The sequence below is a fragment of the Tunicatimonas pelagia genome, assembly GCF_030506325.1.
In the GTDB taxonomy this organism is placed as follows: domain Bacteria; phylum Bacteroidota; class Bacteroidia; order Cytophagales; family Cyclobacteriaceae; genus Tunicatimonas; species Tunicatimonas pelagia.
In genome coordinates this window covers 6,395,373-6,419,452 of sequence record NZ_CP120683.1, presented here as the reverse complement: position 1 = coordinate 6,419,452, position 24,080 = coordinate 6,395,373, and the positions used below count along the sequence as shown (strand labels likewise).

The 24,080-nt window shown below is 45.1% G+C and carries 23 protein-coding genes and 1 pseudogene; 6 read left to right on the top strand and 18 right to left on the bottom strand.

The features are described 5' to 3' along the window. Positions 1-34: 34 nt before the first annotated feature. Together P0M28_RS27445 and P0M28_RS27440 are read right to left on the bottom strand one after the other, a co-directional pair. Positions 35-1,003, bottom strand: a complete 969-nt coding sequence (locus P0M28_RS27445; protein ID WP_302206701.1) for a mannonate dehydratase — start codon at positions 1,001-1,003, stop codon at positions 35-37. Between the two features lie 21 nt (positions 1,004-1,024). Continuing rightward, positions 1,025-2,272, bottom strand: a complete 1,248-nt coding sequence (locus tag P0M28_RS27440) for an MFS transporter (protein WP_302206700.1) — start codon at positions 2,270-2,272, stop codon at positions 1,025-1,027. A gap of 222 nt (positions 2,273-2,494) precedes the next feature. Here P0M28_RS27440 and P0M28_RS27435 point away from each other — a divergent pair, with 222 nt between their 5' ends. The 3 genes and pseudogenes from P0M28_RS27435 to P0M28_RS27425 form a co-directional block, all read left to right on the top strand. Then, entirely contained in the window at positions 2,495-3,238 is a 744-nt protein-coding gene (locus P0M28_RS27435; protein WP_302206699.1) for an RraA family protein, read from the top strand. A 99-nt stretch (positions 3,239-3,337) separates the two neighbouring features. After that, positions 3,338-5,143: a DUF5060 domain-containing protein gene (locus tag P0M28_RS27430; protein WP_302206698.1), complete on the top strand. Its 1,806-nt coding sequence runs from the start codon at positions 3,338-3,340 to the stop codon at positions 5,141-5,143. Between the two features lie 204 nt (positions 5,144-5,347). After that, positions 5,348-6,635, top strand: a pseudogene (locus tag P0M28_RS27425) (IS5 family transposase); the annotation flags it as partial. A 192-nt stretch (positions 6,636-6,827) separates the two neighbouring features. Here P0M28_RS27425 and P0M28_RS27420 read toward each other — a convergent pair. The 4 genes from P0M28_RS27420 to P0M28_RS27405 all read right to left on the bottom strand — a co-directional run bounded on the left by P0M28_RS27420 (position 6,828) and on the right by P0M28_RS27405 (position 10,132). Then, a complete protein-coding gene (locus P0M28_RS27420) occupies positions 6,828-7,787 on the bottom strand; it encodes an NAD(P)-dependent alcohol dehydrogenase (protein ID WP_302206696.1) in 960 nt (319 codons plus the stop codon). Between the two features lie 57 nt (positions 7,788-7,844). Beyond that, positions 7,845-8,489 carry an NAD(P)-dependent oxidoreductase gene (locus P0M28_RS27415; protein WP_302206695.1) on the bottom strand — a complete coding sequence of 215 codons (645 nt, stop codon included), beginning with the start codon at positions 8,487-8,489 and terminating at the stop codon, positions 7,845-7,847. Positions 8,490-8,536: 47 nt separating this feature from the next. Continuing rightward, the gene (locus P0M28_RS27410; protein WP_302206694.1) at positions 8,537-8,968 is read right to left on the bottom strand and encodes an Hsp20/alpha crystallin family protein; all 432 of its coding nucleotides are present in this window, start codon (positions 8,966-8,968) and stop codon (positions 8,537-8,539) included. Between the two features lie 294 nt (positions 8,969-9,262). Then, a complete protein-coding gene (locus P0M28_RS27405; protein ID WP_302206693.1) occupies positions 9,263-10,132 on the bottom strand; it encodes an AraC family transcriptional regulator in 870 nt (289 codons plus the stop codon). Positions 10,133-10,227: 95 nt separating this feature from the next. On the opposite strand from P0M28_RS27405, the gene P0M28_RS27400 reads away from it, so the two are divergent. Both P0M28_RS27400 and P0M28_RS27395 read left to right on the top strand, forming a co-directional pair. Continuing rightward, positions 10,228-11,322 (top strand): dihydrodipicolinate synthase family protein, encoded by a 1,095-nt coding sequence (locus P0M28_RS27400; RefSeq protein WP_302206692.1) that lies wholly within the window; start codon positions 10,228-10,230, stop codon positions 11,320-11,322. 27 nt (positions 11,323-11,349) lie between these two features. Continuing rightward, positions 11,350-11,784 carry a cupin domain-containing protein gene (locus P0M28_RS27395; protein ID WP_302206691.1) on the top strand — a complete coding sequence of 145 codons (435 nt, stop codon included), beginning with the start codon at positions 11,350-11,352 and terminating at the stop codon, positions 11,782-11,784. A 19-nt stretch (positions 11,785-11,803) separates the two neighbouring features. On the opposite strand, the gene P0M28_RS27390 is transcribed toward P0M28_RS27395, so the two are convergent. The 6 genes from P0M28_RS27390 to P0M28_RS27365 form a co-directional block, all read right to left on the bottom strand. Then, positions 11,804-12,298, bottom strand: coding sequence for a nuclear transport factor 2 family protein (locus P0M28_RS27390; protein WP_302206690.1), 495 nt, complete (start codon positions 12,296-12,298; stop codon positions 11,804-11,806). 67 nt (positions 12,299-12,365) lie between these two features. Continuing rightward, complete coding sequence (locus P0M28_RS27385) at positions 12,366-13,136, bottom strand: hypothetical protein (protein ID WP_302206689.1); 771 nt, start codon at positions 13,134-13,136, stop codon at positions 12,366-12,368. Between the two features lie 58 nt (positions 13,137-13,194). Continuing rightward, positions 13,195-13,923 carry a sensor histidine kinase gene (locus P0M28_RS27380; RefSeq protein ID WP_302206688.1) on the bottom strand — a complete coding sequence of 243 codons (729 nt, stop codon included), beginning with the start codon at positions 13,921-13,923 and terminating at the stop codon, positions 13,195-13,197. A 9-nt stretch (positions 13,924-13,932) separates the two neighbouring features. After that, positions 13,933-14,409 carry a Dps family protein gene (locus P0M28_RS27375; protein WP_302206687.1) on the bottom strand — a complete coding sequence of 159 codons (477 nt, stop codon included), beginning with the start codon at positions 14,407-14,409 and terminating at the stop codon, positions 13,933-13,935. 51 nt (positions 14,410-14,460) lie between these two features. Beyond that, positions 14,461-14,997, bottom strand: coding sequence for a hypothetical protein (locus P0M28_RS27370; protein WP_302206686.1), 537 nt, complete (start codon positions 14,995-14,997; stop codon positions 14,461-14,463). Between the two features lie 229 nt (positions 14,998-15,226). Continuing rightward, positions 15,227-15,982 (bottom strand): helix-turn-helix domain-containing protein, encoded by a 756-nt coding sequence (locus tag P0M28_RS27365; protein ID WP_302206685.1) that lies wholly within the window; start codon positions 15,980-15,982, stop codon positions 15,227-15,229. 200 nt (positions 15,983-16,182) lie between these two features. On the opposite strand from P0M28_RS27365, the gene P0M28_RS27360 reads away from it, so the two are divergent. Beyond that, on the top strand, positions 16,183-20,424 hold the full coding sequence (locus P0M28_RS27360) for a sigma 54-interacting transcriptional regulator (RefSeq protein WP_302206684.1): 4,242 nt from the start codon (positions 16,183-16,185) through the stop codon (positions 20,422-20,424). A 100-nt stretch (positions 20,425-20,524) separates the two neighbouring features. Here P0M28_RS27360 and P0M28_RS27355 read toward each other — a convergent pair whose 3' ends face one another. From P0M28_RS27355 to P0M28_RS27330, 6 genes are all read right to left on the bottom strand, one after another. Continuing rightward, positions 20,525-20,740, bottom strand: a complete 216-nt coding sequence (locus tag P0M28_RS27355; protein WP_302206683.1) for a hypothetical protein — start codon at positions 20,738-20,740, stop codon at positions 20,525-20,527. 3 nt (positions 20,741-20,743) lie between these two features. Further along, positions 20,744-20,977, bottom strand: a complete 234-nt coding sequence (locus P0M28_RS27350) for a hypothetical protein (RefSeq protein WP_302206682.1) — start codon at positions 20,975-20,977, stop codon at positions 20,744-20,746. Positions 20,978-21,554: 577 nt separating this feature from the next. Continuing rightward, positions 21,555-22,208 carry an SCO family protein gene (locus P0M28_RS27345; protein ID WP_302206681.1) on the bottom strand — a complete coding sequence of 218 codons (654 nt, stop codon included), beginning with the start codon at positions 22,206-22,208 and terminating at the stop codon, positions 21,555-21,557. After that, positions 22,198-22,803, bottom strand: a complete 606-nt coding sequence (locus P0M28_RS27340) for a toxin-antitoxin system YwqK family antitoxin (RefSeq protein WP_302206680.1) — start codon at positions 22,801-22,803, stop codon at positions 22,198-22,200. The genes P0M28_RS27345 and P0M28_RS27340 overlap by 11 nt, the downstream gene beginning before the upstream one ends. A 54-nt stretch (positions 22,804-22,857) precedes the next feature. Next, complete coding sequence (locus tag P0M28_RS27335) at positions 22,858-23,649, bottom strand: YHYH protein (protein ID WP_302206679.1); 792 nt, start codon at positions 23,647-23,649, stop codon at positions 22,858-22,860. A gap of 189 nt (positions 23,650-23,838) precedes the next feature. Continuing rightward, positions 23,839-24,048 carry a hypothetical protein gene (locus P0M28_RS27330; protein WP_302206678.1) on the bottom strand — a complete coding sequence of 70 codons (210 nt, stop codon included), beginning with the start codon at positions 24,046-24,048 and terminating at the stop codon, positions 23,839-23,841. Positions 24,049-24,080: the final 32 nt, after the last annotated feature.

Below are 24,080 nucleotides of genomic sequence, written 5' to 3'. Positions count from 1 at the left end.
GATCGTTTAGTTGGAAAACTACGTCAATAAATAATCACGTAAAATCTATAGCTAGGGCTTCCATAATTCCCTTTAGGTACCCAATGCCAAACAGGTTGCCGTACATTCCGTACCCCGGCCGATGATTGGTCTCCCCGGCCATTGTGGGCACATGATCGGAGCGAACTGGCCCGTCGTAGCCAATTTCCTGATACAATGCTAGCCTACTTACCATGTCGGTGGGGCCGTTATCGTGAAATGTTTCGTGAAACCGGGCAGGTGAACCCACAACATCGCGTAGGTGCAAAAAGAAGATGCGAGGAATCCACTCTCGGACCAGTGCTGCAACATCCTCCTGCATAGTGGTATAAGTGCCCTGGCAAAAAGTGAGTCCGTGCGAGGGACTGCCCGAGACTGCTAGTGCCCGTCTGATCTCCGTCGCGTTGGTAAATGCCCGGCCAATGCCTTGTAAGGGGGAAACTGGAGGATCGTCGGGATGAAGCCCCATCTTTACCCCTGCTTGTTCGGCTACCGGCATGACCCGCTCGATGAAATAGTGGTAATTATCGAAGACCTGCTCCGCGGATATGGTCACCCCCAAAGGGTTCGGCGATTGCTGGGCTTGTTCGTAGTCGAAGGCCGTCACTAGTGCCCCACCGCGTTCCTGCTGATCTAATCGGGTGCGGTGCCAGCCGGTGACCATAAAGTTGTAGCAGAGTAGCCGGATATGGAGCTGTCCCATGTTTTCCAACATCTGACAATAATGGTCAATGTCCTCATCCCGCCCTGCTAATCCTAGTTTAATGCGGTGCATATCCATTTGATCGCCTTCTAGGCCAATGAGTTCCAGGCCATGTTCGGCAAAAGTATCCTGAGCTGTACGCAGCGAATCAATATCGTAGGGAGGAAGCTGGCCAGTGAGTTCGGGGGCCAACTTGGCAATCGCGTATTTAACCCCCATCTGGCGTACCAGTTGCCAAGTTACATCGGGTTGGTTAGAAAAAAACAAGTGAGAAAACTTCATTAGGCTAAAGGGGTTTTAATCTTATTCTGAAATTTGATCCTTACTAAAGGTATATCGAGTAGCCAGTGCCAGTAATATCCCAGCGATTATCTGAGCAATAGCCAAGCACTGGATCGCTAGTTCCAATCCAGCCTGCTGCTTGATCCACCCCAAAGCAACGGGTGCCAGGGCTCCCACAATAAACGCAAAGGAAATCATGATGCCCGTAGCCGAAGATCGATACTTAGGCTCAATGACCTCGTAAAGTGCGGCAAATAAATTGGAGTCGTACATTCCCCGAAACAGCCCGTAGCCTGCCAGTCCCAAATAGCACCACCACAGATCGGATACGCTGCCCATCATGAAGATAAAGGGTGCCCCTAGCAGCATACCCATCATTTTGATTTCTACCCGAAATTTTTTGCGCTGCTTGGCGATATGGTCTGACCACCTTCCGCCTAATAATACGCCCACAAATGCGAGTAGGTGATGGTAAAACATGGAGGAAAAGCCCGCTTCCGCCAGCGGTAGCCCGAACTTTTCGTGAAGAAAGGTAGGCATCCAAGTGAGGTACCCCAGTAAGGCAAACACCATTAATCCGAAAGCACTACTTAGCAGAATCAGCGTTTTTTTGGCCAAGGTGTACTGAATGGCCTCCCGAATTGTAATTTGATCGCGGGATACCCCCTGCTCCGTTATTTTATCACTTTTTACCCGCAAGGCAATGATCGCTGCCACTACGACTCCGGCTGCCCCAAACGCATAGAAGGACGAGCGCCAGCCAAACTGCTCACCGATGTAGCCCGCTAAGAAACCGCTAGCCACCACCCCTACGTAATTGGCCGTTTGATGGATAGAGATAGCCATCGCCCGGGTACGCTGGTGATGCTGAGCAATCAGGGTGTTGGCGGCTGGATAATAAAAGGCTTCACCCGCCCCGGTAGCTACACTGCGGTAGATAACCAAAAAAACAAACGTACTAGCTGTTCCGGTAAACAAAGTGCCAATACTGAATACCAGTAGGCTGGTAAAGACAATCCACTTACGTTGAAAAAGATCTCCCGCATAGCCCGCAAAAGGAACTAGCAGACCATACACCAAAAGGAAGATAGTCGCTACTAGGCCAATTTGTACGTCCGTCAGATTTAGGTCGGGCTTGATCAGCGGAATAACAGTGTTGTAGATTTGCCGATCCCCCTGATTAAGAAAAAATGCCAACCATAGCCAAAGGATCAACTCCCATCGATAGTACGCCTTTATTGGTTGCTGTATAATCAAATTATTTTTCAATATAAAATAAGTTTAAATATTGATAGTAAAGCTGTACAGTAGAAAAGTACATAAGTCAGTATTGCTATATCATCACCTTGATTTTTTTCGCCGTTCCCTGGTGATATATGGCAAAATCATATAGGAATCAAAAGTACAGATGTTTATTTCACTTAATTTGTAATTTAGGTTTTATTTCCTAAAATTAGCAATATAAAATATAAATCAATAATGTAAATTCTTATGAATGTTAATCAGTACAAGAAAGAAGTAGGAATGATGAACTTAGAGAAACTGATCCAGGAACGGGAAGGTATTCCGAATGGCCGGTTTCCTATTCCTGACAAAGAAATGCTGCTTCGGTTTGAGCAGTTGTATACTGGTGCGGTCAATGATGTCTTGCGGGAGTTCTGCCTATTGGAGCAAGCACTGCCTGGGCGTATTAAGCCGTTGCGGGAGTACCGAACTGTAGCGGGGTTTGCCTTTACTGTGAAAAGCGCGCCTAATGTGAAGATACAAGGCGAGATGGAATTTCGCACGCAGATGCTGGACGATATGCAGGAGGATGCTTTTGTACTCTGGGATACCAGTCGCGACCAAAAAGCGACGCTATGGGGCGGGGTGATGACGGCTACGGCGAAAGGAAAGAAACTGAAAGCCGCTTGCATTGACGGGGGTATCCGGGATACGCACCAAATTTTGGAAGCGGACTTTCCGGTATTCTATGAATACCGCATTTCTAACGGTAGCTTGGGCCGCTGCCTAATCACTCATTACCAAATCCCTATCAAGATTGGGGACGTAACGATCAAACCGGGCGACGTGGTACTAGGCGATATTGATGGAGTGCTGGTGGTTCCCCGACCCGTCGCTTACGACGTATTACTACGGGCTGAGGAAATTCGAGAAAATGAGAAAAAAATCTTTGGCTGGGTAGCTGAGGGACAGTCTATCCAAGATATTACCGACAAAGGGGGCTACTTCTAGAGGTTTCTCTTTCCACTACTTCTGTACCGCTCGCCGACAGAAAAGCATCCTGCTTATAATCAAATCTTAAAAATCGCCAACCCCTTGGAAGTAAAACAAATGTCGCAAACTCAATACGACACCAGTACCATTTTCGGTTTCATTTACTCGATAATCTTCTTTACTGTGAGCCTGGCTGCTTGCAGCAGTTCATCCGAATTTCACGCAATTACCCAGAACACCGATACTCTCCTCGCCTATGAAAAGCTAGAAATCAGCTTTGACCTTTCCCAAACCTACGATAATCCCTATGACTTCAAGGAGATTGATGTATTGGCCATTTTCGTCGATCCGGATGGGAAAGAAACCCAGGTACCTGGCTTTTGGTACGAAGGATATGCTATTGACGACCAAATCCAAGCCATCCGTAAAACTGAGCTAGCCCAATGGATGATACGGTTTACTCCCACTGTAGCCGGTACTTGGTCCTATCAGCTTCAGGCGAAGGATATGAATGGAACGAAGAATTCGGAAGCCATCGAGTTTATCGTAGCACCAGCCGCGCTTACCGAAAAAGGCTTTATTCGGATGCACCCAATCAATAAGCAATATTATCACTACGAGAACTCGGGCGGGACGTTCTTTGCCGCTGGGCTCAACGTTGATGTGAATGCCTTTTTGCGGCTAGCCGCTGCCGACTCAGCTAATAGGAATTGGGGTACAGGTTCTAACTACAAGCCACCGTGGACAGGTCTGCCTGGAACTGGCTTGACCGACAGCAATCTGTATACCGGATACAATTTTCAGAAAAATATGATCAACAGCCTGGGAGAGCACGGGGGGAATGCCGCCCGGTTCATCGCTGACATCTATTATCATCCCCTGGAAGCAAAAGCCGACGGAGAAGCGTACGGTAGTATACCCTTCGGGGACATGGGGTTTGCATTAGGAAAATATCATCCCGCGATGTGCTTCCTATTAGACCAGCTTTACGAAAATGCTGAGCAACACGACATTGGCATCATCCATACCGTTTGGGATGCCATCACTGACCAGCCCTATTCGGCCGGTACAGTCTACGCCGAAGAAAAAAATGAGAGCCTCATCAAACAAAGGCTCCGGTATACGTTGGCCCGGTGGGGCTACAGTCCCAGCTACTGGATGACGGAGTATTTCAACGAATATGACCGTCCCTACGATGACTACTGGCAAGATATTTCTACTTGGTTACGAACCGTTGATCCTTATCAGCATCCTATTACGTTTACTAGCGACGGTCACGGAGGCGAAACTGGCCCGGATGCCTACATCCTCCACACCTACGATGGTTCTTGCTGGACGATCAATGCTCCTACTGACATATCTGTCCCGGCTCTTATGGGCGAATTCGGCGGCAATGCCCGGATAGGCACGAAAGATCCTGCCACGTATGACCCGGAAGGAAACTGGGTACGTCAGACTCAATGGAACGCGCTGGTTTCGGGCTGGACCGGGGCTCTTACCTGGTGGACGCATCCGATCTACGGTGAGCGAGGATGCGATGCCTACGCAGATATTTATCCGGCACTCAGCAAGTTTTTGAAAAATGAAAACCTCACCGATAACGCTCCCTGGCAAGAATTGTCGCATGAGGGAAATACCGAGGGGTTAGAACACGTACGCTTGCTCACTAACCAGACGCAGCAACGAACCTTTTTATGGGCGGTACGAACGCCCCCACACGAAACAACCGACCGGGAAGCCCTTTCGGGAAGAGAGATTACTGTGACGTTACCCGAAGGTACGTATACCATCGAGTGGTGGGACAGTCAGAAGGGGGAAATTCTGGATACTTACAAAGAAGCCGTTACCCAGTCAGGTCTAAAAATTGATATTCCAAATAGCATTACGCGTGATATTGGGGCTAAGATAATAAAGGATGAATGAAACTCTATCCACCGAAAGACGCTCGTTGTTGTTAACTTAAGAAATGCATATATACCCCTCTGAATAAGCTACATAGTCGTCCCTGATAAAAGCTGACGAGGGTTTCAACTTTTTGATCTTCAAAATTTTAGACATTTGTTTTTTGCTCCAGAGGGCGATAAAACTACCAGAAAAGCAGTAAATTGGACAAAAACCTGGAAGAAAATGCTTGGCAGAACTACTCATACCGATCAACTGGATGCTTTCCGTCCCCGGCTCGATACGCTGCTTTCCAATCAGCACGAACTGGTTCGACTGACCCAAGAAATAGACTGGCGATGGATAGAAGATCAGCTAGCAGACCACTACGCCGAAGTGGGTCGTCCTTCGGTGCCTGTTCGTACGATGGTGGGTATGCTATTGCTCAAGCACCTCTTCAATGAGAGCGATGAATCAGTATTACAGCGGTGGGTGGAGAATCCTTATTGGCAGTATTTTACGGGTGAACAATTCTTCCAGCACCGCCCCCCTTTTGACAGTACCGACTTTCCCAAGTTCCGCCGCCGCATCGGTGAGCAGAGCATGGAAAAGGTGCTAGCTCTAACCGTTAAGCTACACCCGGGAGCTGAAAAGGAAGCCGAGCCGGGCCGCCGGGCGGTACAAATTGACCCTACTGTACAAGAGAAAGCTATCACTTTTCCTACCGATACTAAGCTACAGAAGAAGATCATTGAGAAGTGTAGGGCTATTGCCAAACAAGAGGGTATTCAACTGCGACAGTCTTACCGACGTACGCTGAAAGCTTTGATGCTGGCCCAGCGTAACAGTAAGCATCCTAAGCGAAGAAAGAAGGCCTCTGCCGCCCGGCGCAAGATCAAAACGATTGCCGGAAGATTGGTACGAGAACTCAACCGCAAACTGACGGCCCCGGTCAAAGCTTACTATCAAGAACAGTTGGCTCTCTTTGAGCGGGTACTGAACCAGAAACGGCATGATAAAAACAAAGTCTATTCGCTACATGCCCCCGAGGTATGCTGTATTGCTAAAGGCAAAGAACATAAGCCCTATGACCGCGGCGGCCGATTTGGCAGCAAAGTTTCGTTAGTACGGGGAGCCAGCAGCGGGATAATCACTGGCGTGACCAACCTCAATACCAATATTTACGACGGTCATACCTTGGAACCGGCTCTGACCCAAAGTGAGAGAATACGAACCACTATCGGGGGAAACCGTCCCAAAGTGGTAATCGTGGATCGAGGCTGCCGTGGGCAAAAGCATATTAACGGCACACAGGTTTTTATTCCAACTACCCCAAGCAAGAACGCTACGGCTTATCAGAAACGAAAAGCTAGAAAACGCTTCCGGCAGCGGGCGGGCGTTGAGCCGACTATTGGACATATCAATCGGACCGCCGACGCGGCACGATCACCGCATGATTCGCAACTTCTTGAAAGGAGAAGTGGGCGATGCCATCAATGCTCTGCTAGCGGCCAGCGCATTCAACATCAAAAAGCGGTACAACCAAATCAAAGCAACCCTGAAAGAAAAGTGCGTCTTATTTTTGAGCTGTTTTGCCATTGGCTCAACGCAAGCATAAATCAGCAACCAAATCTAGCAATACGAATTTGACCCTTTTTCAGGGGTGACTACGTAGATTAATACCTACTAAGAATTAAGACCAACGTTAGTACAACGATTAATGCAGTTATACATCTGGGTCAAGCGTGACGACAATTTTGCCAGGTACGTGTAGCTCACCTTGTTCGGCGGCTGTCACTGCCGCGATAACGTCAGAAAAAACGAAGGTTTTGCCAATCGTCGTTAGAAGCTTTTGCTGAGCCGCCCGTTCGGTCAGATCAAGGAGGTCTTCACGCTGTACAGTCACTCCCAGCACATCGTTTTTTTTGTTGCTCACCAAGTTATTGAAAAAACTACCGATGAACGCGGGTATTCCAGGTTGGGTATTAAGGTAGATACCGGGGCTGTTAAGCAGCAGCTTGGCCTCGGTGAAAGGGAGATGCTTCGACGTATCCAGAATTACGTCGTAGGTCTTGCCGTACTGCCGGATGTCATGCTGCGTATAATCCACTACATCGTCAACCCCCAATTGCTGAGCTGCTTCCCGGTGCTCACTTCGACAAGTACCCGTCACGATGGCTCCCTGTTGCTTGGCAATCTGTACCGCGTAGTGGCCTAGTCCGCCCGTGCACCCATTAATCAGTACGGTTTGTCCCGCTTTAAGCTTAGCTTCTCGGAGCAGAGCTTGACGGGCGGTAGCTCCTACCATGGGCAAACAGGCTGCTTCGGCAAAGGGAACGGATGCTGGCTTTTTGACTACGTTCTCGGCTTTTACTACAGCGTATTCAGCATAAGAACCAGCGTGTTTGAAATCAAGCCAGCCGACTACTTCGTCACCCTCCCGCAGGTCGTCTACCTGACTTCCGGCCTTTTCTACTACACCGGCCAGATCAGCCCCCATTCCCCGGGGAAAACTGAAGCCCGTCACAACGCGTAAGCTTCCACTGCGTACTTTCCAGTCAATTTCGTTGAGCGAAAAAGCTTTAACTGCGATCAAAACTTCATCATCAGCCATTTTTGGAAGAGGAGTATTATCTAACGTCATGACTTCAGCACCACCGTATTCTTGGTATTGCACTCGTTTCATAAGAATTTCCTTTGTTATAATTAGAACTGTTAGCGAAGAGGCTCACAAACCACCACACTAAGGATACCCCAGGGTGGGGTAGCGCCTAAGCCATTCGCTCTGCTCAATTTCCTTAAGTATAAAGTCAGCCACATCGGTACGATGAATTTTAAAGTTACCTCTTCCTACTTTCCGGTCGGCTACCAGATACGGCTTAGCACTACCGTTGAGTAGATAGGTAGGCCGAACAATGGTCCACGCTAGTTCCGATGGGGCTGCTTCCAGCAGTGTTTCCATCTTCATCATATCCATATAGGTATTCATCAGCCAAGGGCGGAAGAACTTTCTATAGTACCAGGGAGCCTGTGCATCGTAGTCCACCCCGCCTGAGCTAAGTACTAACAGACGAAGAATCCCGGTCTCCCGCATTGCCGAGAGAAGTATGCGAACCGAGGTACTGTACAATTCCGTAGGCTTAGCTGCTTCTGATCCCCCACCGGAGCCGATCGCTGAAATGACAATATCGGCTCCGGTAACTGCCCGTTGGACCGATAGAGGATCATCAAGGCTATATTCAACTACCTCTATCTGGTCACGATACTCCGACAGACTATCGGCGCGGCGTACTACCCCGCGTACTGCGTAGTTTTTCCGTAAGGCTTGCTTCACGATCTCTTGACCGGTTTGCCCGTTGGCTCCTAAAATACAGATGCTTTTCATCATCGAGTATATTTATTGGCTTTTAAGCGAAGTAAAACAGATGACGAAGCTTACTGAACATCAATTTGCTTTTTTCCTTGATGATGGGTATCCTCTTTCTCATATAACACTACACGAAGCACCCCCTGATCGTAGCGAGCCTCTATCCGATTGTCTTCTAAGTGGGAAGGTAGTGCAAACGAACGATGAAAGGACGTATGGGCAAACTCTTGGTGAGCGTACTTGCGACCGGCCGATGCTGCTTCTTCTTGATGATCCCCAGAAATGTGCAGTACATCGCGGTCTATGTGTATTTCGATATCTTCCTTATTCATACCAGGAACGGAAAGCTCAATTTCATAGCGATCTTCTTGCGTAATGATATTGGCAGGAGGCGAAATACGATCAGGGTGCATTTTTTTCCACATGGGATCGTGCAGTATTAGTTGATTAAATTGGTCGCCCCAGGTGGGTGAAATAGTGTTTCTTACAATAATTGCCATGCTATTAGATTTTGTTGGTAACGTTTACTTGCGAAATAAACTTTAAATAGACAGGTCTTTCTCGGACATTCTTGCGCGTATAGTACTTTCTTATCAAAAAGCTACCCTACACCTTAGTGAACAATTAAGTTTGTTGCTCATCCTAGATAAAATCGCTTTATCCAAATCACCTACCCGTGCCTCTTTATGATTAATTAGATAATATAAGAGTAACTACCCAATAGCGCCTACTGAAGAGCCCGTTGCGATATTACACTGTGCTTTTATGTTGAACACTAGGAATTTTAAAGCACGCTAAATACCGAGCTGATGGCTATTAGTTTCATTCTTAACATCCAGTTTTCTAAACTCTGTCGGACTAACTTTTTCGTACCTTTTAAAAAAGCGGTTCAAATGACTTACATCGGTAAAGCCCAACTCATCTACAATCTCATTAATTCGCAAATTACTTAACTGTAAGCGAGCCTTAACATGCTTTATTCGTAATTGATTAACATATTCCTGGTAGGTCTGTTGAGTGATCTTCTTGAAATATCTGCCAAAATAAGACTTAGATATTCCAAAATGCTCACTCAAATATTTCACTCTCAGCCTCTCAGGCAAACAGATATTCTCTTGAATGTAATGTAGAATGTCCAACGCTTTTTTGTCAGTTGCTTCACTGGTAGCCATAGGTAAATACTTGGCAATATTTCTGGCCACCAACACAATCATTGTATTGACAATTTGCTTGATTAAATCCTGGTTATAAATGTCACGGTTAACAGACTCTGAAATTGTGGCTTCTACTAAAGATTTGAAGAGGGGTTTGTCTGACAAGTTTTTTAGAATACATCCGGGTTGATGGCTGGCATTCTGTAAAATATACTCCAGCATCTTAATATCCTCTGCTTGAAAGCCTTTCGATTTGATATAGATATTGTTGAATCGCAAGAAGAAGAATTCGGTGGTCTCTTCTATTTGAAAAGAATGGCAATCATCTGGTGTAATTAAAAAGAGATGCCCGGGCTTATACGCAAAAGTGTTTTCGTTGATGCACTGCTTACCTGAGCCTGCAACGATATACACTAGCTCAAAGAATAGGTGCTTGTGATCTGTTTTGGGACATTCGTCTAACGTCTTGTAGACTATTTCAAAAGGTCTGTATAGTGCTTCGATATTCATAGTATAAATCTACCTAAATTAAGAAAAAATGTACACATCATAAGAGGTATAAGTGTATAATTTTACATAATACAATCTATTAAGGCATTTTATTTATGTTAAAAACAATTCTATTAGCATCCTACGCTATTGTTGCCTTCAATTTTTCTTTGCAGGCGCAAGGCTCTGCTCGGCAACAATATGTGCAAAAGCTCTACAACGGTGATCCTGTTCCTAAACTCTGGGTACCTTTACTAAGTCATTTTAAGGAAGACGGTGTAACGATCGACGTAAACCGAACCAAGAAACATCTCCAGAATATTGCACCCAACATTGGAGGAGTTTTGATACCAGGATCTACCGGGGAAGGTTGGGAAATGAGTCTGCTCGAGCAACTATCACTTCTCAAACAAGTTCTGCCATTGCTTAAAGAGAAGCGTCTTCTCGTATCTATCGGTATTTTACGGACTTCATCAGAGGGTGTATTAATTGATTTGGAAACTGTAGCGAAGGAACTAATGGCTTGGTCAGGGGAAGAGAACTTGGATCAAGCACTGGACTTTTACCATATCAAAGGGTTTACTATTTGCAACCCAAAAGGAAAATCTTTTTCGCAGCACCAACTGATTGCATATTGGGAGCAAGTTTTGGCACGTAACCTACCTACTATTTTTTATCAACTACCTCAAGTTACTGGAAATGAATTGAATAGAACTTCTTTGGTCTACCTGTCCGGTAAGTACCCCAACCTCTACATGGTAAAAGACACCAGTGGTGAAGATGAGCTAGCAAAGGCGCGGGAAAACTATGGTGACTTATTTTTTGTGAGAGGATATGAAGGGAAATACTACAAGCAACTCAAGAAAAACGGCGGATACTACGACGGATTACTGCTTGGAACAGCAAACGTGTTTAGCAAAGAGCTGAGTCAAGTTATAGAACTATCTGAAAACGAAGCGAAAAGAATATCTATTCGTTTGGATAAAATCATTCAGCCAACTTTTAACAAAGCAGGCAAGGTATCATATAGCAATGCTTTCACGATCACTAACAAAGCATTCGATCACTTCAAAGCCTATGGAATGCAATATCCGAAAGTTGAAATCCAAACACTTTATAATCAGAGAAGCATTCCTCTAGAAATAGTACTATCGGCCTACCATGCACTTGCTGAGGCCAAAATTCATCCTTCTGGCTACCTCAATAAATAATATCTGATACTTGTAAAAAACGAAATCATGAGAAAACTACTGTTTTTATTGCTGTTCATCCTCTCTTTCACCATAATCCACCAGACAAATGCTCAAAAAATAAATGAGATAAATCAAATAAAATGGGAAGAGCTCGAGTGGGAGCAATTAGCCGATAAACTATATCGAAAATATGTATATGGCTCTCAGGGCATGATTGCTATGTTTAAAATGGATAAAGGTGCAAAAGTTCCTATTCACAAACACCCCAATGAACAACTCACTTACATTGTTAAAGGATCGGTGAAAGTGACTATGGAAAATCAAGATTATATTGTTAAAGCGGGAGAGGTGTTAATCATTCCACCAAATGTACCGCATAAATTCATTTGCTTAGAAGATGGAACCATAGATATTGACTTTTTCACCCCTCTCAGAATGGATTGGCTTATGGGCACCGACAGTTACTTTAAAGAGGATTAACAACCTCGGTCAATATAGGTCACTGACGGCTAGCCAGGGAAGCTTCCCGTATCCAAGTAGGGATTTCAGGTACGGCGATTACTTCACCTGCTTGCCGTTCGGCGGACTGAAAGACGGTATGATAGGTGCGCTTGGTAAAAAACCAAAGGCCTTCTCTTTTAACCAATTCGTCCTCGTACATGGATAGATTGTTGTTTCCCCCTCCTCCTCTGGCATTGGCTACTTCGTGGACATAAAAGCGGGCGTAAGCTCTGGTGCTATGTATCTCCACAACGCCTCCGGAAACCATTTGGACGAAGAACTCCCAGCGGTTGAGCATGTGGACGAGTGAGGTTCCCATCTGCTCTCGGCCACTGAACGAAACGTTGATGGGCGGTCCAATCGCCCATTCGGCCTCTTGATGGTCCCAAAGGCACTGGAACATCTCGCCGTCTTTACGGTTGGCAGCATCGGCAAATTTGTAGGCCATCTGAAATACCTCAATCTTATCGAGGGTCTCTTCTAAGTTTTCCATGTATCAATAAATAATCGGTGATTGATAGTTGTCAAAGTAGCATTGGTTACTGCAACTAGTGCTATGCCTACCGAAAGAACTTAAATGGACCGCGAGATTGACCAAACGCATCTCGTTTAGAAGCAGGGTCGTATTCTACCCGGAATCTAAGTTCCACCACCCAGCCATTGGTTTGAAAAGCAGGACTATCTTCCAAATAGTAGGATGTATTACGTAGTTGCCATTTTTCGCTACTACTGATCTCGTAACCGGCACTTAGCCCAATAAAACTTCGAATACCGGACAGGATGACTTGGCGTTCTACTCCCGCGCCCAAGCCTCCGTTAATCATAAAACCAGTATTATATCGTTTAATGTCGGCATCTTCTGCGCTTAAGTTGTCCAGTCCACCCCGAAATGATGCTTCGTTAGATACTTCTGACACACTAAGAAACGCAATCCCGGTACCAATACTCAGATAAGGATACACCAGCCACTTCGGATTGGCGGTAATATCGTATTGCCCCGCAATAGATAAATCCCAGTAGTTGATCTGGCTATTCCGTAGATCATTGTAGCTATCATCCATCAGTGTCATGAAAGACAGCACTCCCGTCGAGTAGGAGTTCTGATCCCGGTGGCGCATAGCAGTACCTACCGAAAAACCGAACATAGTGGAGCGTAATTCGGATAGTTGCGCCTCTCTCAGTGTCGCATTTAGTCCTCCGACATCAATCAATTGTGTTGGAAAGCCGAAGTAAAAAGAGGGTTTCCAGGTGCTGGTAGAATCGTAGGCCTGAGCCGTGCTTTCGGACCACGCAATGGTCAGAAGTAACGCGAGATACATGAAGGTTTTCATAGTCGTTAGAATAAAAGTGAGTAATAAGGATAAAAATCAAGGTGCTGTAGTTTCTGTACTAATTCTGTCTTTGAAGAGCCGGTAGCTGTATTTCAAAACTTGTCCCCTGGTTGAGTTGGCTCGCTACCGAAATAGTGCCCCCATGCTGAGACACCAACTGGCGAAGGGTGTACAAACCTAGCCCTTGTGAAGGTTCGTTTCGTAAACCGGGACGGGACGCTACGGTAAACTGTAGGAACAGATAGCGTAGCATTGCCGGACTAATTCCTATACCCGTATCGCTCATCCGGAGGCACACTTGGTTGTTTCGCCGCTCAGTGGATAGCTCAAGATTGATACTCCCGCCCTCAGGCGTGAACTTCACCGCGTTAGAGAACAGGTTAAGTAGTATGCGGTCGAACTGTACCGAGTCCATGTTGACAATTAAAGCGCGATCAGGTAGCACGGATGAAAAACGCAGGCAGTGTTGGGCCGCGGTAGCCCGGAATAAGACAATCTTTTCCGCCAGGTAGGCGACCAAGTCATGGGGACGGAGCTCCAACTTGGTCGCCGGTGAGGGTAGTCGTACTTCATCGTTTTGCTGTTCCTCGCAGAAACAGTCCATCAGCTTTCGGGCTTGCTGGCACTGGCTACGAATCAGGTCCGGATAGTTAACGGATAAGCCAACTACCTTTCGTTTCACCTCCCGACTGTATAAGTCGCTCAGAGAAAGTATGCTCCCGATCACGTTCCGCAGATCGTGCATATACTGGTGCCCCTGGGTGTTGATATTTTGGTTGTGCTTCATATTGTCAACTCATCCTAGATACGAGCGAATCATCCAGGCCATTTTCTCATGCTGTTCCATCAGCCCCGTTACAAAATCGCTAGTACCCATATCCCGGTACTTATCCGCCTCCTCCACCAGGTTTTTCCGAAGAACCCGGATAATCGTCTCGTGATCTTGCAGAAGGTTCTGAAGCATTGTTTCGGCTGAACCGTCTTCGTGATTGGTTTCCAGTAGGCGCGTTATTTTCACGTAGTCCTTCATGGCGGCCGTAGCGTAATGACCGATGGCCCGGATGCGTTCGGCAACCTGGTCAATAATCTCTTCCAGCTCTTGATACTGAGTCTCAAAAAAGCGGTGTAGCGATTGGAAGTGCATTCCCTTCACATTCCAATGATAGTTGTGGGTTTTTAGGTAAAGCACATGCTCATCGGCCAATAGCATGTTCAGCAAGTAAGCGACGCTCTCACGGTTGGTATCCTGTATCCCAGTGTCGATTGTTTCCATAGTAATAGAGTTGTTCAGCTATTGATGATATTCAATAAAGGAAGGTATGCCTTACATGATGGCAACCTGGGGCTGTTGCCGAAGGCTAACATAATTTTTCCACAGCCATCGGACGGGAAAGTAGGCTACCACCAGACCCATCAAACTCATGACGATGGTCATAACGATGGGAATATCCATCGCACTAGCGATGACGAATGAAGAATAAACGAAGAAAAGACCAATGCCAACGAAAGCGGCTATCCCGAAGAGTGCTACCCCCTCCAGGACTTTTCGAGCCCAGAGTGACTTATCTATAGAGCGAACGGCCAAAAGAATGGATGTTCCTAATAGTAGCTTAAGGGCGGCGAAAGCCAGCGAGAACTCAATGTTGGAAAATACCCCGGCAAACAGGGCGGTGACCTCTTCAGGCATCGGGCGATTACCCATCATGCTAGTCATGGGCGATAGAAGCTCCTCCGGAGGAATATCGCTCAGTAAAGAAGCGACGATAGGTTGGGCTACCGAGGCTACCAGCAATACGATACCGATGACCGTCCAGTACTTAACGAGTTGCTCTTTTGAAAATGTTTGATTAACGGTTTTCATAGTGTAGGTGGTTTTTACATTTAGTAATTTATTCTCTTGATCCAGTTTTGTAGTCAATTCTGCTGTACGACCTGTCAAGTAGGAAGTACTCCGTGGTAAGCAAGCGTATCGTTGTACTTACCTGAGTAAAGAAGGCGATCTATTTACCGAGTTTATGAGACTATTTTGTTGAAGTAGGGATTTGTTGCGCTAAAGATTCGCATCCGCCTTCTTTAGCGATGTTGCTATTCTACGTTTGCAGTATCTTACGAAACCCCGAGGGAGTGATTCCCAAGTGTCGCTTGAATACCCGGGCGAAGTGTCCCGGATCATCGTACCCTACTTCCAGGCCAATCTGAATGATCTTCATATTGGTTTGGGTGAGCAGCTCCTTGGCCCGGTTCATTTTGTGGCGGGCGATAAACTGATGGGGCGTTTCCCCAGTCGACTGCCGAAACGTGCGGACGAAGTAATAGACGCTTGTACCCGCAATCTCCGCTAATTCGGCGATGCTAACGGGGGATGAAATATGGCTAAGGACATACTCCTCGATCTTACGAAGGCGAAAGGGGGCAATACCCCCGGTCTGGTTTTGTTGCCCTTGAAGCTTGAAATCCCGGTACTTCTTCATCAAATAACTCATCAGCGAGATAGCCATATGATGAACATGGTTAACATCGGCGTGCCCGTTGGCCCGAAGCTCTCTCACCAAGTGAATGGAGATCAGACAACTTAGGGTATCGGTGAGGCACCCCAGCTCCTTGAAAACCAAGGGTTGACCGGGTTGGCAAAAATACTCACCACAACTTCCGTTTTCGGTGCCCAGCAGCAATGGTTTGCTTCGGGGATGGTGGTCATAACGAAAGCGAAAGCAAAAGCTCTGTTGGGTACCTTGGTCTATATCGAAGTAAGTAATTACTAATAGTACGGGGTTTCGGTGAATGGGCACCTGCGAAGGGTGCTTGTAGATTTCTTCTACCAATGATATTTTTCCTAACTCATCCATAGCAAACGGCGATTGATTTACAATTAGTAGATCAACTGCGGTACCGATGAATACTTAAAATCAATGCTTGTTGATAAGTACCTGATGGTAAGCCACTTAAATACCATTCCATAACTATTCATCTAGTTTTAAGTTCTTGTATTATTCCCCAATAGTCGAGAATTCTTGAATTTGTAGCCCCTAATAATTGAGAAATAGTTATGCCACTAGAGTCAACCCTGGATGAGAAGGACACCTTGCTACGTCTTAGCACCCACTTAGTGAAAACCCGTACCCGAACTGATTTACTAAAAGCACTCTTCGAGGAAGTAAAAAGTATCTTCCCTTTTGAGCACGCCGGACTTTTCGTAGTTGATGCTAAAAAAGACATCTTTTATGAGTTGCTAGGCGAAGGCACACTAGATGAACTACAAGATAGAGCCGCTCAGTCTAACCTGTTAGGCCCCTGGCCCTATTCGGGCAATGACCCTCAGAGTTGGATCTACGCTACGCAGCCAACAATATTTGATGTTGAAGACCAATCGATGATCTATGCTAACCCGCAGTGGAAGGGAATAAAAGCAGAAGGGCTTCAACAATTTATAGGCGGGCCACTGATGTTCGGTGATCAAACCATTGGCTTACTGTGCTTTTTGCACAAAAGCAGCGACTATTATTCAGAAGACCACTTTCCCCTTTTCCAAGCCATTGCTGACCAGTTGGCCGTAGCGGTCAGTAACGTACTGGCCAATGAACAACTACTCGAAGAAAAAAACTTCAGCAATACCTTGCTTAAAATTACCGAGGCCGTAGCCTCGGTCAACAATACCCAACAACTCTACAGAACCATTTTCGATACCATTAAACCCGTATTTCCCTTTGATGAGCTAGGATTATTCGCACTTGATGATAACGGAGAAACGCACTACGAGCTCATTGATGAATCTGTCTTTGATCGTTCAGTATCGCAGAAACAAGTAGAAGAACATCTTGGTAAGCACGCACTATTTCCTCATAAGGGTTCTTCGGTAGATTGGTTAATGCAAAATGGGCCAATGTCCATTTCTATAGAGCAGCTCGATAAAAATGCGCCACATCCACATCACCGATATATGATGGAGGGAGGTCTCAAATCGCTCATTGGTGGCCCCCTCGTTTCTGGCGGGAAAGTCTTTGGTATGCTCTGTTTTACTTCTACCGAAGAAAATTTCTATACCAAAAAACACACCACGTTTTTTAAGTCAATCGCCGAGCAGATTTCCATTGCAGTAGCGAATATTTTAGCCAACGAGCAGGTGTTGTCAGAAAAACAGTTTAAGGAAACTCTGTTGGGAATCAGTGAGGCGGTTGCGCACGTTCAGGATAGAAATAAATTACTAAAACTCATTTTTGAAAAAATAAAATCAATCATTCCATTTTACGATGCTGGACTTATCATTATTAATGAACAAGAAGATTGGCTAGAAGACCTCATGGTGACCAATCCTGATATCAGCCCTTCTGAAGAAAATAAAGAATTAAACACAAATTTTAATACCAATCGAAAAATTGCATACCATGGTTCACCTATCAACTGGTTGATCGGTGAGCTCAAAAAGCAAGATGGGCTGTTGTTGATTCACTATCCTAAGGTTAAAGAGCAATTTCCCGAGTGGATTCATTTTAAATTAATTAGAGAATTCAAGCATGAGTATGGGCTATATGCACTATTAAAAATCGGAAATCAGGTTTTGGGTTCGGTAAATATCAATTCTATTGAAAAAAACACCTTTGATGCAAGAAACTTTGCTCTTTTTAGAGCCATTGCCGATCAGTTGGCCGTAGCAGTGAGCAATGTATTGGCCAATGAGCAAGTCTTAGAAGAAAAGCAAAAGACGGAAAACCTACTCAAGATCACCGAATCTATCGCTAATATCAATACCGGTCCGGAATTGGTGCGTGCTATCTTCGACCGTTTGCAACAAGTCTTTCCCTTTAGTGATGCTGGCTTATTTCACTTAGACCTAGATCGGCAAATGGAGCGTGACCTGGTGGTAGACTACAGTTACGATATTGGCATTAATGCCGCACTCAAGGAAGAAAGGCTTGGAGGTTGGATGCCTATCACTGGGGCAAGTAAGCATATCATAGATCATAAGCTTATCGTAATGGGAGCCGATATTTATGAAAAACTGGATCATCCCCATTTTCAAAACCCTGAGATACGTAATTTTAAAAGTGTCATCGGTGCGGCACTCAATCACGGGGGTCAGACTATCGGCTTGCTCTATTTCTGGAGTAAAACCGAATATTTTTTTGATCAATCCCTGCCTCAATTCAAATCCATCTGTGATCAGTTAAGCGTGGCGTTGAACAATATTATTGCCAACGAACAATTAGTTGAAGAAAAACAATTCAAGGAAACTTTGTTAGGCATTAGCGAAGCAGTCGCTGCCATAAAAGATCGCAAAGACCTGTTCAGAACCATTGTAAAAAGCATAAAACCTGTTTTTCCATTTGATGACCTCGGGGTATTTGTCTACGACGAAACCCAGCAGTACCAGCGTGATTTGGCAGTTGACGAGCGATTCGGAATTTTTCTGGACTATCACGTTGAGGGCTGGCTAGAGCGTAATGCAGGTGTAGATAATTTCATTGAGAAAGGTCCCTTGATAAAGTCGCTACACGCACTGATGGATGAGTATCCCGGCCATCCACATTATGCAAAACTAGAGAAAGAGGGACTCACGCACATCATAGGTGGTCCCTTGAAGCAGGGCGGAGAAGCTATTGGCATGTTGTGCTTCTGGTCTCAGCAAGAAGATTTTTACACTGAGAAAGATTTTTCGCTGTTCCAAGCCATTGCCGAACAACTATCGGTCGCCGTGAGTAATGTCCTGGCCAATGAAGAGATAGCGCAGCGCAACCTTGAGAAAAGTGTACAAATCTCGTTGATCGATAGCCTTAACAAAGAAACTAAGTGGGAGGCCCGCCAGCGTAAGTTTGCTCAAGCAATAGAAAAGCTATTTCCGGCAGATTTCATCGGGTTTTATTACGACAAAGAAGGAATGACCGAGATATCAACTGGCTTTGAAAAAATCGGGTTCAACGAATACCGGAAAGTCACCCTGCTGGACTTTTTACGGATGAGTCAGCTTGATCTTTCAGTCTTTAACCGAGTACTAAAAGAAGAGGAAGATCACCTTCCCTTTATCCTGGAAATCAGAAAAGAAGCCGAAGCAGGCCGCTACCTCAACCCCATTCGGAAAGGCTCTTTGGAAAAACTCCACCTTAACAGTGTACTTGCACTGTCCATGCGAGTGAAGGACCATCCGTTCTACATCTATCTTAATAGCAAAAAATCCGAGGTTTATCATTATAGTCACATTGAAATGTTCAAGCGCATTGCCCCATCGTTTGCCCAATCGCTGGAAAAATCGATGGATTACGAAGAACTGCTTTCGCTCAACAAGCTACTGAAAGAAGAAAAGGCGTACCTGACCGAAGAAGTGGCACAACAATACAATTTCTCGGAGATGATCGGCTCCAGTGCGGTCATGCAACAGGTGTTTGAAAAAGTGAAGATTGTGATGAACTCGGATACTACGGTGCTTATTCTGGGGGAAACCGGCACTGGCAAAGAGCTTATCGCCCGGGCGCTGCACAACGCTTCCGAACGCAAATCAAAACCATTAATTAAGGTAAACTGTGCTGCCCTGCCGCGTGAGTTGGTAGAATCTGAGCTGTTTGGTCACGAAAAAGGGGCCTTCACGGGAGCTACTAGTCGGCGCATTGGAAAATTTGAATTAGCCCACGAAGGAACGTTGTTCTTAGATGAGATCGGCGAGCTCCCCATAGAACTTCAGGCTAAGCTCCTCCGAGCCATCCAAGAGAAAGAATTTGAACGGCTGGGCGGCAACAAAACGATTCGCATTAATACCAGAATTATCGCTGCTACCAACCGCGATTTGGAGCATGAGGTAAAAGAGGGAAACTTTCGATCCGACCTGTTTTTCCGATTAAGTATTTTTCCGATTGAACTTCCACCACTACGGGAGCGCGGAGAAGATATTCCAGCCTTAGCGCGCTACTTTTTAGAGAAATACGAGAATAAAACCGGCAAGCGACTAACGGGCATGGCCAAAGCCGCTGAGAATCTGCTGAACAACTACCCTTGGCCCGGTAATGTACGTGAGCTGGAGCACGTCATTGAGCGATCCGTGCTTCTATCCCAAGCAGGTAAACCCTTACAATTAGCGCTGGAAAACGCCCGGCCAGCGAGCGCAAAAGATAAACGTACTTTTGAGTTCAAAACCTTGCAAGCTGCCGAGACCGAACTCATTTTTGAAACCCTGAAGCGGTGCCAAGGCAAGATCAGTGGCAAGCACGGCGCGGCAGAGATGCTCGGAATACCGCCCTCCACCCTCGAGTACCGCATGAGGCGGGCCGGCATTACGAAGCAAATGGTGATTGAAAAGCTTTGATTGATTGACAACCAGAGATATAGACCAAGCAAAAGGGGAAAGCGATCAGCAGTCGGCAATGCTTCTATTTCGCTTGTATCGGTTCTGTAACCCAACACATTCAGTCCTCAATCATAACCACAATATCTTCTACGTCCTGAGGATTTTCAATCATACACTTACTACGCTGGTAGATATCCTGAAAGGTCAACTGATTATCCTCTTGCTCGGTAATATCTATCAAAGTCTCGAAAAAGGCTGTATCACCTACGGCTTTTATGAGCTGGTAAAGAGCGATGGCTCCTTGCACATCGGCTATTTTTATACGTTGGTACAACCACTACTTCATGAGTTGAGAAGCCACCGAATGATAGATATAGGCTTTCTCAGGTAAACCGGTCGTGTCGGCGTACCAACCTTCCTTTTCGGAAATAGCAATAGTACCCGGAAAGCTGTAAAATGACTCCTGGTAGTAGGGGATTTCAACAATTCGGATTTGTTCGTACGGAAACTTCCCCAGCTTCGCTTGAATAAATTCCAACGCATGCTCAGCCACTTCTTCGTACAAAGCCACATTAAAGAAATGCCGGTGGTTATACCACAGTTGAACATCAATATTTTCATGCTTTGCGGGGTGGACCTCATAAGCAGCAGAACCCAGTGCGACAAGAAGTCGCAGTTAAAAATCTCAGTGAGCGATAGCAATCGCAATTCTGAGTCAGCGAGCTACCGCTGCAAGTCTACCCCAGTGTGCAAAAGAGTAATCTGATGTACGAAGCCTGGGGAATAATGGAGCATCAGGATGTAGCACTAGCTGAATGATGCGCTAGACTAGCGGTGCCCCGCCGGGATGAGTAAGACTAAAGGAAGTGAGCCATTGAACAACCATCGTAAAGAGCGATAGGCCAACTGGGTTCCGCTACATAAAGGGACGGGATTATCGGCACCCGACGCTCGGTAGGATTTTAAATTTTACTGTCACTTCGAACTTCTAATATTGACATCTCAGCACCATGGTAGGTAAGCTATTTTCAGCCTTCCGAATCCCAACAATAGCACTCAGGTTTTTCAGCTCAATTCCATTGCATCAGTCAACACATGATCCATGTTAAACCGTCTCAGCCACAAGAACCTTTCATTGTTAACAAGAGTCATTTTTCTTTTTTCAGCGTTTTTATATCAGCAATCAATTGATTAATAGAGGTCTTTTTCAAACCATTATAAATTCCTCTAATGTGTCTATCTTTATCAATCAATACAAAATTTTCGGTGTGCAAGAATTCGTCTTCTCCCTTGCTCAAGCCCAAATCTTCTTCAACGAAATAATCCTGCCTACCCAATTTATAGATTTCTCGTTGCGTTCCAGTAACTAAATGCCATTTGTGCGATAAAATGCCTTTATCTTCCGCGTAGCTTTTTAGAACAGGAACAGAATCCTTCTCAGGAATTACAGAATGTGATAATAACAATATTTCATCATCTTCTATAAATTCTTCTTGCAGTATCATCATGTTAGCAGTCATCTTAGGACAAATACCGGGGCAAATGGTAAAGAAAAAATCTACGACAAAAATTTTGCCCTCAAAGTCTTTTTCGGTAACGGTTTCCCCCTCTTGATTGATCAGGCGAAAAGGTGAAATACGATGAAATGTATCTAATACAGCATCGTTTGAAGTAATCCAATGGGGAGTAAAGGTAGCTTCATCATAAAAAGGAAGGGTTTCCACTCTGCTTTGGTTTTGCTGTGATTCTTGACAGGCCATGAAGCCAATCATCGCTAAAAAAAGGATACTACTATTTTTCATATTGTATGTTTTCATCTTCTAGTCCGTAGCAAAGCTTTGCTTTTTTTAGACCGAATATTCTACCGTTTTTCGCTTCGTAGTTGGCGTATAGCTCACCATTTTTCCTAAATGCCTGCTGAATGCCCTCTTCTCTACCCATATCTAAATTCAATTTTTTATAAAGCTCACCAGTCGGATACCACTGTTTTTGTTCTCCGTGCGCCTTTCCTAAATGGTAATCTAAGTGGGCAATTAAGATATGGCTTGAGTCTAAGAACCACATTTTTTTCTCTCCGTGTAGTTTTCCTTCATGATAATTTGCCACTTGTTTCAACTGCCCATCCGGATACCACCGAGTGGCTTGATTTTGTTTTTTTCCATTCAAGATGCCCATTTTTTCTTTTAGCGTACTGTCTTGATGAAAACTTACTATATAACCGGAATAAGGTTGGTCATTCAATGTCCATAGCGAGGTTTCATTTTTATAGTGTAGTAAAGATTTCTCAACAGTTCTATTCGGTATTTCTACCGAAGTGCCCGTCGAGATAGAGATAGGTAAAGTTTTCGTTTTGCTCTTTTCGGCACAACTTACCATCAGTACATTTACTAAAAACACGATTGGTGTGATAGACTTCATTGATTCCTTTTAGGTGAGAAATTACGGGATGTATTAAAATATCCTATTGGGTGTGCCTTGCAAATCACCCCCAAAAAGGACGATTAAGTTTCCTAGATAAAATTCATTAATGATGTGATAGTGGTAAAACTCCTCGCCGTTACTATGCTGAGTTACCCCAAAATGACCACCAGACTCGTCTAAATCCGTAGGGTACGATCCGTCCATCTCTCTTCTTCCGTATAATAAAAAGCCATCCGACATAATACCCACTAATTTTTCATCATCGTGAGAAAGCATAGTGTTTTCAGGAACATCCGCAGACTCAGCATGATAGTGATAGCCCGAAGGGCCATTATGAGCCCCTGCATAATCAAATGTTTCCGTAATCCCTTCTTCTATGGGTCTATTCTCTCCTTCGGTATCGTTGAAAATAGGAACGCCCGTGACCGAAATACCAATAGGACCTAGTCCTGTAGCGGTACTCGAAGAGGCTATTTCTGGTGCAGCAGGAACGGTAAGCACAAAGCTACGATTGCCACCAATACGACCGGGAGTAAAGCGTGTAGCCACCACAGGTTCAATATAAAGGGGTTCCGTCTCTTCCCAGTAGGGAGAAGTGTGGTTAGGCAAACCATTTGATTCAATGATAATTTCATCACCATCAAAAGAAATAGTAACCGCATCGGAGTTAAATTCGTCAAATGCGGAAAGTGGCGTATTGATACTACCGGTATCATTTGGGTCGGAATTATCTGTTACGTCATCATCTTCATCGCAGGAAGTGAAAAAATAAATGGATAACCCAAGAAGGATGATAGAAAGAGGGAAAACTGATTTTGTCATAAGAATATCTTTTAAGTTAATTTCCCTTTAGACCATTAACTATTCAAAATCCTTCGGGGGAGGTGTTTTTTTTCGTATCCATCAGTAAAGCACCAATCATTGTGTTTACAAATTCGGGTTCCGCTACATAAAAAGACGGAACCTGTCTGCTGATAGGCAAGATTCTTAATGGTGACTAGGGTGAATGTATTAAAGTATCCTATTAGGTGTGCCTTGCAAATCCACTCCAAAAAGGACGATTACAGATCCGAAATAAAATTCATTGATGATGTGATAATGGTAAAATTCCTCACCGTTACTGTGTTGTGTCGCTCCATAATGCCCTCCTGATTCATCTAAATCTGTAGGATAAGAACCATCCATTTCTCTTCTTCCATATAATAGAAAGCCATCTGACATGATTCCTATCAATTTTTCATCATCGTAAGAAA